The following is a 12,388-nucleotide window of genomic DNA, read 5'->3' as shown; positions in this document are numbered from 1 at the left end:
ATACTAGTAAAATCTAACATATTATATAATTCTATTTTACTATTTGCCTTAAACAGTTACTCTGAAACCTTGATATCGCTGATTTCGGCCAAGAAAAAATTTTATTATTTCCTAGACAGTAAAAAAAGGTAGCGTCTCACTCAGAGAACACTACCCTTATAATTGACTAAATATATAGAAATTTTGCTCCTTATTTATATTAAGTAAACTTCTAAAAGTAGTTGTACACTCAGATTATAATTATTCATAAACTAAGTTAATCAGAAGCTTCTTTAATACTGCTGCACAAAAACATTAAGTCTATTCATTTACACTGCAAAACAAACATTACTTAAATCAATATGCAGAAATTATTAGTATGAATTAATTTCAACTATTGCTTTTTGTATTTTTATAAGCCTAAAGCTTAGTAAAGAATACGTAAGATTAGTTTACTCTAACCTTCATATAATAAATGAACAGATATAAGGGCAAATTTATACTGTACAAATCATCCATAAAAATAGCACTTTCCCACCGAAAGCCATACTTTTCACTAACTTAGGCAGGTCTCCTGGCTTGTGTTTCATCCTAACCTTCTCCTTCCCCTTTACATTTAGAATTTAAAGAGTGGTATTTAAAGGTTCGTCTTCACTTACAGTAGCGGGGGCTGCTGCGGATTTTAACCGCATTCCCTTTTCACCTTTCGAAAAACTATCGAAAGACACCTAAGTTTGTTATTAAGTTGTCAAAATTAGCTTACCTTTATATATTGGCTTTGTCAATAAATAAAAAAAAATATAAATCTACTTATTTTTAATATTATGCTAGTATATTTGAACTCAGTTTTTCACTTTAATATATATAATTATAAATTTATCTATTTTTATCTTTAAATATCTCGTACTTATTTATTCACAAAGTTAATATTATTTTTATATATTTTAAAATGAATAAGTTTCATAATGTTACATATATACAATTAATTCACTTTATATCTAATTACTAGTAACAATTTAGTTTAACTCAAAAGCATAATATAAATCGTATTATGTTTTATAAGTATATTGATATGTAACTAAAAACATGTATATATATGTCGTTTTTTTTTAATTTTCACTCCTTCTTTTTACATATTTCCCAAATAAATTATGATATGATTTAAATTGTTACAGGCTTGTACAAAATTTAATATAAAAGGGGTATTTTTTATGAAAAAGGTTTTTTATTCTTTATTATTTGCTGGAGTTGTTGTAATAACTACAGGTTTTGCAGCTAAAGCTGATACTTCACCAAACAATTCAAGTGTACATTACTGGGCTAGCTTAAACATACAAGGAAGCTATGCTGTTGCAGCCACTTCAGCAGATCATGCAGTTGATTCTCTATATACGACTGTAGAAAACAATGCATACTTTGATTCAAAGACAAGCCCAAATGATGTTAGTGCTACAGTTAGAATAGACAGAGCAAGTAGCAAAACAGCTTGGTCTGGTCATAGAATTAATGATAGTAGTTTTGGTAACTGGTCTAGAGGGTTAAAACTAGATAATGGAGTACTATCAGTAAGATGGTAAAAATGTAGTAGAGTAGTCTTTAGACTACTCTACTTAACAATTTGGAGGGTATTCTAATGAAAAAAAACATGAAAACTCTAATTGAAATTTTCTCAATAATCATATTAGCAATTTTAACAGGGCTAGTAATTAGTAGATTTTCAATTTCTAAAGAAAAACCAAAATATACAAGTAGCTCAGAAAATATAGCCGCTGATGGTATTGGCATATATGGTAAGAACGATAATAATTCAACTAGTGGTTCTACTTTATGTTTAGATAAATATAAAAATGTTACTCTTGTACTTGACAATAAAACTACTCTATCTGCTAATAAATTAAATATAGCCGCCTTTGTAAACACTGATTCTAATGGAATAAAAATCAATAAAGATAAATTTAAATCAACAATAAAAGTTTTAGCAAGTAGTAAACAAGATGTTCTAATTGATCTTAATGAATTAAACTTAAAAAATGATGTAAATATACTTTCATATGTGGCATTTACAGACATTGATGAACCTAATAATATTATGTTTAGTGGAAATTACTTACTCGTTAAAGATAATACCTTAATTGATAGTAAATCTATAAATTTCGAAAATAATTCTAGTTATTATATAAAATTAAATATAAGCGACTATGCTACTGATTCAATTAATAATCAGATAAAAAAAAGTAATGAAAAAACATACATTAAATGTTCTACAAACTTAGAATCATTGGACAATCTTAATTTATATTCTCTTGAACACCAATTAAAATTTGAAGTAAAAGAAATATCAAAAGAAATAACAAAGACAACTTTTACTTTAGCTTTAAATTCATCTGATATAAAAGATGGAGACTACTTATTTCTAGCCAATTTATCACAATGTAGTCAAGGAAAATACTTTAGTTCAATATCTAATATAGTTAAAATTATAAGATAGTAGGTGCTTTTATGTTAAGATTAATAAAAATTTTTATAAAAAATGACATTGGAGATAAATTTATAATAGCCCTAATTATATTTTTAACTTCTATACTTCTAACCTTTAACGCTATAGGGATACATGATGGTAAAAATAACGCATTAGAAGCAAGCATGGGGAACACGAACCATAAAAAAGTATTAGTTGTAAAAAACAAAAATGAAGCTGACTTCAAATACTTGCTTAATTTGTTAAATAACATAGATGATACTCAAATATCAGTTGATGGAATTCAATACATTCATAAAATAGATGAAAAAAATAATAAAGTACTAACCATAAGCTTTACAAACTTTAAGTCACTTCCAGAATGGATGCCAAAAGTTATTTACGGAAGAAACTTCATCCCAAAAGACTTTAGTAAAAAATCTGAAAAAGTAGCAGTAATCGGTGAAGGAGTTTATAGAGGTGAATTTACAGGGGTAACAGATTCTTATGTATTCTTAGATCCTACAAATGAAAAATATAAAATTTTAGGTGTAGTAGGTGATTACAAAACAGATGCTCCATATATATCAACAGTCTTCTTACCTCTTTCTAATGCTACAGACAAAACAGTAAATATATCAAATGCTAAAATTACACTATTTAAAAATGGCAGTTCTCCAACTAAGGAACTTGAATCTATTCAAAATAATCTAAGCAAAAATAATATAGAAAGCTATGAAGATAATACTTCTGTCCTTCTAGATGAAGATTATAATAGCAAATACACTTTGCTTATAATTGCATCAATTATAATAAGTTCCTTCAATATGTTCTTATTTTACAACTATATTATAAATAAAAACAAAAAGAAAATTGTATTAAATTTAGTATTAGGTTCAAATATTTTAGTTTCCTCATTGATTTCGTTCCTTGAATATACATTGATATCGTTAATATCAGCACTGTTAGGAATACTTACCTGCTTTGGTGTAAGTTTTATATTTAAAGATATGATATATGACTACTTATTCATAAGTAACATAAGCTTAAGTTATTATGAAATAATCATTCCATTGGCTGGTGTTATAATTATTAATCTATTAATTTCTATATATCAAGGTTATACAATTTCAAAAATGGATTTGAGTGAACAATTAAAAATGGATTAGGTGATAACATGTATACTTTAAAAATGATTATAGATTCTTTAAAAAAAATAAAGCTTAAAGTAATTCTTATTTCTGTACAATTGATAATTGTATTATTCCTGGTAAACATTACTGTTAATTGGGCAATAGAAGTTTTTAGTACTAAAAATAATATTGAAAGGATATGGGGAAACAATGTTATCTGCAAATTAACTTTAGACTTATCAGGCAATAAAAATAATGCAACAGAAACACTTAATAGGATCAAAAGCTTTTCATCTATTGAAAATATACTTTATATAAAATCAGATAGCACTACTACTAAAGGTTTTTTCGGACAAGAATATATAAAAGAACATAATATAAAAAATGAGGCCATAGAAGTAATAATAATGAGCAAAAAAGACTTTTCAGAAAATAATTTTAGCTTTTTAAAAGGAAACAAAGATACTGTACCAAATGGAATATTTGTAGGTTTTGCTTTAAAAGATGAATTCCCTTTAAAAACAAATATACATCGGACTTTTATAAAAGATAATCAAGAGATTGAAGAAAACTTATTAGTTAATGGAATTTTGAAAAAAAATCAAGTAACCACTAACGGAAAAAACTTAATTAACTTGAACAATTCAATAGTAATTGTCACAGATGACTTCTTTAAATATATTGGTGATGAGAATTACACAGATTTTATAAGAAATCTGATAATAAGATTAAAACCTGAAGCTACTTTAAATAATTTGAATCAAAACTTAGAAAACTTAAAAAAGCAAGATAAATATTTAATGGATTACAGATATTCTAATCTTCTAGAAACTATAGCTTTGAGTTCTAAACTGAATACACCTACTTATAGGCTAATATTACTAATGAGTATAGTTGTTTTTTTTCTAGCTTTACTTGGAGTTTCTGGAGCATTATTATCAGAAGCAATGTTACGAAAAAAAGAGTATGGAACTAGACTAGCGTTAGGTGCTAGAAAAAAAGAATTATCGTTACTAATCTATGGGCAATTCTTTCTAATTGTTGTAATATCAAATATTGTATCATATTCACTTATAATTCTTATGAGCAATTATTTAAATTTAGGAGAATTTCATATTGTAACATCTATTATAACTACTTTATTTTGTATTATACTAGCTTCCATTATGTCATTTTCTTCAATAAAAAGAATTGTTAATCAAAGTATATCTGATCTTATTAGGGGGATTGCACAATGAATATTATAAAACTCAATAATTTAATTAAAACCTATGGAAACAATACTAACCAAGTAACAGCTCTTAAAGGAATAACGTTAGATATAAATAGAGGTGAACTAATATCAATTGTCGGTTCTTCTGGATCTGGGAAGAGTACCTTATTGAACGTACTAGGTCTTATAGATGATTTTAATAATGGACAATATACATTAGACAATATTGATATAGCCAAAATAAGTAGTAATCAAAAAAGCAAATTTAGAAATGAAAGGTTTGGATACGTATTTCAAAATTTCTCCCTTTTTCCTCAATATACAGTAAAAGAAAATTTACAAATTCCTTTATTATACAGCAATATATTAAAAAGCAAAAACAAAATTCCTTATAAAGAAATGTCAAAAAGAATAGATGATTATTTGAGTAAAGTAAATATGTCTCAGTTCTCAACCAAAAAGGCCTCAAGCCTTTCTGGGGGGCAGCAGCAAAGAGTTGCAATATCTAGAGCATTAATTCTTGATCCAGATATAATATTGGCTGATGAACCTACAGGTGCATTAGATAGCTCTAATGCAAAGGATATTCTCAACTTATTATTGGACATTAATAAGGAGGGTAAGACAGTTATAATCGTTACCCATGATAACAAAATTGCTGAATGTTGCAATAGAATTATTAGAATTGAAGATGGTTCTATCGTAGAAGATTCAAAGAAATATTAAACTATCCTTAGTTTGAAAATACAAAAATTTTAAGAAATTTAAGAACCACAGCCTAAATACCCATAGACTGTGGTTTCTAAATATATAAGAATATAAACTAATAATATTATTAATACTTTATATCATATAAACATCTATTTTTTTAATATTGCCTTCTCTAACAAGTTCAGCATATTGTCCTTCTACTATGCCACCTTTTATCTCATATACTTGATTTTCAGAATCCTTCAAACAGATTCTTTCTATCACAGCACAGTTATCTCCAAAGGTATTCTTCCTGTTTGGGTTATGATAAGTAACTAAAGCAGTTCCTAAGAACTCAAAGCTTACTTCATTGTTGCTGTCAAACATCCAATGTGGAAGTATAGGTTTAAGTTGTAGCTTTAGCTTTCCTTCTTCATAGCTAAATACCTTCTTACCAGCCATCATTAAGAACCACATGCTTAGCATCTCAGAGGTAGAGCCTGTAAGCCTAGATACAAATCCTCTTCCATGAACAGCCTCATCTGGGTTTACGGAGCTAGCTATAAAAGAAGAATTTTCAAGGGTGCTTCTACCATAAACCTTTGGATCCATAAAAGGCACTAGAGCGGTTTTTATATCTTCAAAGTATTGGTCATATAATCCAGCTTTCAATAAACCTAGTAGATACTTATACTCCATATGAAGGAAAATAGACTCTCTCTCAAGCCATCCTGCTGTAAAGGCTCTAGCTCTTCCTATCTCATAGGTAGTTTCATTTAAGGGTTCAGAGGTCTTGTACATTTTAAGCTTAGCGTCATAGATCTTGCTTTGCTTTATTTTTTCATAAAGCTCCCTTGCCTGATCCTTATCCTTTATACTCTTTAGCATCCTAGCTGGAGCTTCTAGAAATAAAGGTATTGGTACATACTTAAACTTCTTAACCAGAACATTTTCATATCCATTTACAGGATTTCTCTTTCCTTCTATAACTTCGTATTCCTCAGCTTCATAGGTCATGTAAGTAGGATATATTCCATTTCCTATTTCTAATGCTTTTTCTAGCCCGTTGCTAAGCTTAGTCTTAAGCTTTTTCAAGCTTTCTACTAACTCTATTGTAGTAAACTCCTGTTCTTCTCCCAGGATACCAAACCTTATGTTATCTCTGTAGCCTTCCTTTAAGTCAGAAATCTTATCCCAGTAGTTGTAATCTGATAACTTTCCACATAAATTATCATCTACAAGACCTTCTACTTGCTTAATTAATTCAGCTAACTCAACATATATTTCTACTTTTTTATCAAAGCTTCCTGAAGCCTCTATAATAAAATTAAAAACTCTTAGTAGTTCTGCAGCTTCGTTTACACTAGAACCAAAGATTCCTGGCAATCCGTTCATGGCATCATTCCAACCTGGTTTGTTTGCTTCCATCTCAATACCTATTCCCATAGGATCTAGATTTACAAACTTGTTTACAGCAAGAGAAATAAGCTTTCCGTATAGATTTGTCTCATAAACTTCACCAAGACCATTAGCCTTTTTAAGCCAATTATTATCACTAATACTTATATTTAGCTTTTGGCACTTTTCTTCATCTTCTAAAATAGCATCATACTGACGAACTCTTCCTGAAGCTAGTACGTACTTATCTCTTCTCGGAAGTACCCTTACAGCACTATCAAAAAATTTATAATCTTTTCTTTCAAATAGAAACTCTTGCAGTTTATCCGGATATATATTAAGATAGTTTTCTATGAGATCCATATTATAAGTCCAGTGATCTGTCCAGTACCCTTCTCCAAACTCAGCTTCAAAGACTTGAGCAGAGTGCTGTAACACTATTTTTACAAACTCATCTTTAGAGATATTTAACTTTATTTCATTCTCTGAAATATAGTTAATCAGTTTTCCTGGAGTAAACTTCTCGCTAAAAATATCCACAAGGCCTTTATTATTATCCACAGATAACTCTAATATGTCTGTGAGTTTTTCCTTATTAAAAGTAAAATAGGAGCCTTTTACTGACAAAGGATTATAACCGTCAGCTTGAATCAAATCCATGAACTGCTTTACGTTAAATTCCTTTACTTTAGGATTAATCAAAACATCATTTCTACGATTTTGATTAACGTCTCTAAAATTGCCATTACCTTGTGAATAATAGGAAGGCTCTAAGGAAAAGAAGTTATATTCTCTTTCTAGATCCCCATGTTTTCTTGAGAATACATGATATACGTGATTTTTTTCTCCTGCCTTAAATACTAGTGGATATCCCCCTCTAAGGATGTTGTCCAGATAGCATTGACTAATATATTCATCAAAAATATGACTTGAGGTTTTTGTATAAGTATCCTCTACAAGCTTTTCTACTAATACTCCAGCTTCTTTTTCCTTCTCCTCTACATAACTTATATTAAACCTATCTTTTATAGAATCTATAAGCTCGACACTAGCTATATGTCCATAAACACTACATAGAGTAACTTCACTCTTTAAAGTAACCTCTTTACCTAAAAAACCTCCTGAAACCTTATTTTCAGGAACTTGATTTTTAGAATATATAGAGCTTAAGTTTTCTACTTCAAAGTTAGCTGCTCTTGTAAGAGAAGTATTAGCTCCAAAAATCAAATCCATATCTATTATTGGTTTTATTAAGCCTTCTTCATCGCTAGAAAAAGCCAAGAAGAAATTACCTTTGTTAACCTCTCCAACTTCTGCCGAATCACTAGTAGTTGCTCTAACTTTATAGTACGCTATGTTATTTTCTAAGTTAAATACGTCAAACCATGACTTCATAAGATTAGCCATAGCTTGATAGTCTCCATTTGATATACCATAAGGAAGAACCTGAGTTAATCCATCTAAAATTTCTATAGTTTTTTCTTGTTTATCCAGATTCTCAATCTTAACTTTTCTTATGAGTCCAGCATAACTTTCCTTAGGTACTGTAAAATAAGTCACAGTAACTTTAAGCTTTAAGCTATCATTAACTTCCTCTACCTTAAGAAAATTCTTCTCTATATACATTTTTCTTTTTATTACATCTGTTGAAGCGGAAGAGAAAATCTCATGAACTTGTCCATTGTATTTTATAAAAGTTCTAAAACCTTGTAGCTCAACATTTTTATACATCAAATGTGCTGGGAAGAACTCCATTATAGTATTATTTTTATCCTTTACTCCAAAGCTTCCAAGACCTTGACCACGATTAACATAATAAGCCCACATAGGTATTCCATCTATTCCTGCAACTCCTGGTAAAAAGCTAGCAAAGGTTTTAGCTTTGTCATAATCCTCTATTATAAACTGTTTATCTTCATTAAAACTATATTTAACTGCCATGTTTTCACTACCCTTCTATATCTGCTATTATAAAAGTAGCAATGGAATGTGGTTTTAACTCATACTCAGCATATTGCCCTTCATGCTCTATATTGAAAACCTCACTGTTCTCACTTTCATTCATAGCTACTAAAGTTATAGAATTATCTTCATTCAAAAATGCCACTTGTTTAATATTCGAATTTCCTTCTAAAGTGCTTTCTATCCTAACTGCACCTGGCTTTATATATTTACTAAAATGACCGATGTAGTAATAAGAGCTATTATAATGTAGCTGCTGAGTTTTTGTATCAGCAATTATCGGTGCATCACAAAGATTACCTACATGGTTAGGGCCTCCAGTTTCATCTAAAATTAAGTTCCAATCAATCCAGCCTTCCTGCCAGTTGGCAAAGTCACCTATCATATTTCTAGCATATCTTTCTCCAGTATCCCAAGAGCCAAGGTGAACTCCGCCTTCTTGACAACCTTCTGTAAATAGTATGTGCTTGTCTGGATACTTATGGTGAAGCTTCGAAAGGCTTTCAAACTCTTCTGAAACGTACCAGTGGTTACCTACTCCATAAACATATTTTGCTGCTTCTACATCAGATAAAACAGTGTCTGCCCTTTCAAACAAAATATCTCTATTGTGGTCCCATATATATATCTTTATATTAGCTAGTCCAGCATTTTCTAAGGTTGGTCCTAAGTGATTTTTAAGAAAATCTCGTTCTTCTTCAGCAGAATATATACAAGAATCCCATACCTGAACTGCCGCAGGCTCATTTTGTACTGTTATAGCCCATATATCAAAGCCTTCTTGCTTCATAGCTTGTATATATTTAACGTAATAGTTTGACCAAACTTGATAATATTCTGGTAACAGCTTACCTCCATTATTCATCTCTCCGTTTGATTTCATCCAGCCTGGAGGACTCCAAGGTGATGCAAGAAGTAATAAGTCTTGTTTTCTTGCTTTTCTTGCAAAATCTATAAAGGGTAACACCCACTTTCTCTCACGACTTATATCAAAGGTTGTAAGTTCTTTATCATTTTCTTCAACATAAGTATAATTTCCTAAAGCGAAATCACAGCTGTGAATATGAACCCTTCCTAAGGAATATCCTAATCCATATACAGGATCAAAATAACTCCTTACTATCTCCTCTTGTTTTTCTTTATCCATCCTATAAAAGGTATAAGCTGCTGCTTCAGTAAAAGCACCTCCAAATCCAACTATCTTTTGATAGTTTCTAGCTTTATTTATCTTTAAAATACTATTCGATGATTTTTCTTTACTAAATAATATGGACTTCTTTTCTTTTAGCCTGTCAGTAGTATCTCTTGATGTGTGAATCACTCTTATTTTCTCCATCCCTACACCTCAACAATTCTTTAATATAATTTGCCTATATTAATGTATAGCTTTACATTAATATGGTATTATTTCTAATGCCTATGGTAAAGGTCAGTTTTTTTAGTTATAGAGTTGATTTTTTAGATGTTTATGCTTAGCTATTAATATTTTTATTTTATTAGAAAGTAAAAAAGATACCTAAAACAAATTTCCAGCAAATTTGATTTAGGTACCTTTTTTGATTATTGGACTTATGCGTTGCAAACATTAATATTTTGACCACATAATCAAAGAATATTCGTATTTTTTTATAAATTTATATTATTTTTTATGTTTTCTTATATATTGGACGCTAGTTTCACGAATTAGTATATAGTATTAATTACTTTTTAACCTTTAGTTTTAACACCCACTCCATAAATAGTTTCCCAGTCTTGTATAAACTTTTCTACACTCCAATCAGTCAATGGATGATCCATCATAGCTTTGGCTATGTCATAAGGTACAGTTACACTGTGAACACCAGCCTTCATTAATTCTATGACCTGTTGAGTATTCTTAAAGCTTGCAGCAAGCACCTTAGTTGAAAACCCATATCTGTCTATTATCTGAATAAGATCCTTAACAGTTCCTACTCCATCTGCAGATATGTTGTCAAGCCTATTTACGTAGGGAGCCACATAGTCAGCACCAGCCTTAGCCGCTAAAAAACCTTGATGGGCAGTGAATATAGCTGTAGCAGTTATCTTTATCCCCTTCTTTTTCAATTCCTTTATAGCTCTTAAGCCATCATGAGTTACAGGTATTTTTACATAGATATTCTCACGAAGTCCACTTATAAAGGATGCCTCTTCTAATATTTCCTCATAACTAGTACTTATAACCTGTGCATGTATAGGAGTTTCCTCTCCGATTATCTCCCCTATTTGTTTTATTAAATCTACAAAATTCTTCTTTTCCTTAGCTACAATTGTAGGATTAGTTGTTACACCATCTATGTCCAAAATTGTAGAAATTTCTTTAATTTCCTCCAAATTACCAGTATCTAATATCAGTTGCATCATTGATTCCCCCTAATTCTTTTTATTAGTGTAAAATGCTGGCTAAAACTTAGATTAATTACAAATTCTATCTTTATATACTTATAAAATTTTATTACTTCTTATTGTTAATTATCATTTACTATTATTTTATCGCTTATTGTTTATTATTTCAAGTGTAATTTTTTTATATTTTAGATGGATATTATTATTGATTGATTCTTATTTTTATTTCATAATTAATATATACTAAAAAAGATAGCAAATAGATATTCTATAAAAAATAATTGGTATTAAAGAACCGTATTGAAATTAAGTAGTTAATTATCCGCTGCTTAGATGAACTTATGTTAAGAATTAATATGAATTGGAGGTACAGTAGTTGTTTGCAGAAGAAAGATTAGATTCAATTATTAATATATTGGAAAGTGAAGGAAAGATTAAGGTTAAAGATCTAAGTATAAAATTTAATGTTACAGAGGATTGTATAAGGAAAGACTTAAAGACTTTAGAAAACCAAGGGCTTTTAAAAAGAACTTATGGAGGAGCTGTCCAAGTTAGAGGAACCGCTGAAGTTAAAGATGTAGTAACAAGAAAAGATATCAATATATCTACTAAGAACATAATAGCAGAGAAAGCCTTTAAGCTAATTAATCATAGAGAAACTATCTTCTTAGATATATCAACCACTAACATTTTACTTGCTAAGCTACTGGCTTCCAGTGATAAGCAGATAACTGTAGTAACAAATATGCTTGATATACTAAACGTTCTTTCAAAGCCAAGTAATATAAGAGTTATTGCTACTGGCGGAATCCTTAACAGAAACCTAGATGGCTTTACAGGCGCTCCAACTATTGAATCCATATCAAAATATAAATTTGATAAATCCTTTATAGGAAGTTGTGGAATTGATGTCTTTGATGAAAGCATCACAACCTTTGATATTGATGACGGAATAACAAAAAAAGCTATATTAGAATCAAGTAAAAAAAGCTTTGTAGTAATGGAAAGTTCAAAGTTTCATATAGATGGAAACTATAAATTTGCAGGTCTAGGAGATATAGATTCCATAGTTACAGATACTGATCCAAAAGAAGAAATTGCTAGCATCCTATCAGACTTCAATATTGACGTAATTTAGACTTAGTTGATAATTTTCTATAAAATAAAAAGCAGCTGTTAAGCTGCCTTTTA

9 protein-coding genes and 1 riboswitch are annotated in these 12,388 nt (G+C 29.7%); of the genes, 6 read left to right on the top strand and 3 right to left on the bottom strand.

Annotated elements, in window-relative coordinates; genetic code table 11:
• Positions 1 to 525 precede the first annotated feature (525 nt).
• A riboswitch (cobalamin riboswitch) is annotated at positions 526 to 726 on the bottom strand.
• A 464-nt stretch (positions 727 to 1,190) separates the two neighbouring features.
• The 5 genes from GXK57_RS09340 to GXK57_RS09320 are packed head-to-tail and all read left to right on the top strand — an operon-like array spanning position 1,191 to position 5,509.
• The gene (locus tag GXK57_RS09340) at positions 1,191 to 1,556 is read left to right on the top strand and encodes a hypothetical protein (protein ID WP_160674845.1); all 366 of its coding nucleotides are present in this window, start codon (positions 1,191 to 1,193) and stop codon (positions 1,554 to 1,556) included.
• Between the two features lie 56 nt (positions 1,557 to 1,612).
• Positions 1,613 to 2,467: a hypothetical protein gene (locus GXK57_RS09335; RefSeq protein ID WP_160674842.1), complete on the top strand. Its 855-nt coding sequence runs from the start codon at positions 1,613 to 1,615 to the stop codon at positions 2,465 to 2,467.
• Between the two features lie 11 nt (positions 2,468 to 2,478).
• Entirely contained in the window at positions 2,479 to 3,606 is a 1,128-nt protein-coding gene (locus GXK57_RS09330) for an ABC transporter permease (RefSeq protein WP_160674839.1), read from the top strand.
• An 8-nt stretch (positions 3,607 to 3,614) separates the two neighbouring features.
• Positions 3,615 to 4,808, top strand: coding sequence for an ABC transporter permease (locus GXK57_RS09325; protein WP_160674836.1), 1,194 nt, complete (start codon positions 3,615 to 3,617; stop codon positions 4,806 to 4,808).
• Positions 4,805 to 5,509 (top strand): ABC transporter ATP-binding protein, encoded by a 705-nt coding sequence (locus GXK57_RS09320; RefSeq protein WP_160674833.1) that lies wholly within the window; start codon positions 4,805 to 4,807, stop codon positions 5,507 to 5,509. Before GXK57_RS09325 ends, GXK57_RS09320 begins: the two co-directional genes overlap by 4 nt.
• Positions 5,510 to 5,626: 117 nt before the next feature.
• On the opposite strand, the gene GXK57_RS09315 is transcribed toward GXK57_RS09320, so the two are convergent.
• From GXK57_RS09315 to fsa, 3 genes are all read right to left on the bottom strand, one after another.
• On the bottom strand, positions 5,627 to 8,812 hold the full coding sequence (locus GXK57_RS09315; protein ID WP_160674830.1) for a cellobiose phosphorylase: 3,186 nt from the start codon (positions 8,810 to 8,812) through the stop codon (positions 5,627 to 5,629).
• Between the two features lie 7 nt (positions 8,813 to 8,819).
• Positions 8,820 to 10,169 carry a glycoside hydrolase family 30 protein gene (locus GXK57_RS09310; protein ID WP_160674827.1) on the bottom strand — a complete coding sequence of 450 codons (1,350 nt, stop codon included), beginning with the start codon at positions 10,167 to 10,169 and terminating at the stop codon, positions 8,820 to 8,822.
• Between the two features lie 371 nt (positions 10,170 to 10,540).
• A complete protein-coding gene (fsa, locus tag GXK57_RS09305) occupies positions 10,541 to 11,212 on the bottom strand; it encodes a fructose-6-phosphate aldolase (protein ID WP_160675259.1) in 672 nt (223 codons plus the stop codon).
• A 361-nt stretch (positions 11,213 to 11,573) separates the two neighbouring features.
• On the opposite strand from fsa, the gene GXK57_RS09300 reads away from it, so the two are divergent.
• Positions 11,574 to 12,335 carry a DeoR/GlpR family DNA-binding transcription regulator gene (locus GXK57_RS09300; RefSeq protein WP_160674824.1) on the top strand — a complete coding sequence of 254 codons (762 nt, stop codon included), beginning with the start codon at positions 11,574 to 11,576 and terminating at the stop codon, positions 12,333 to 12,335.
• The last annotated feature ends 53 nt before the right edge of the window (positions 12,336 to 12,388 follow it).

Source organism: Clostridium sp. C8-1-8 (assembly GCF_009928445.1).
In the GTDB taxonomy this organism is placed as follows: domain Bacteria; phylum Bacillota; class Clostridia; order Clostridiales; family Clostridiaceae; genus Clostridium_AR.
Note: the sequence above shows the minus strand (reverse complement) of the source record. Positions and strands in the feature narration are given on the sequence as shown.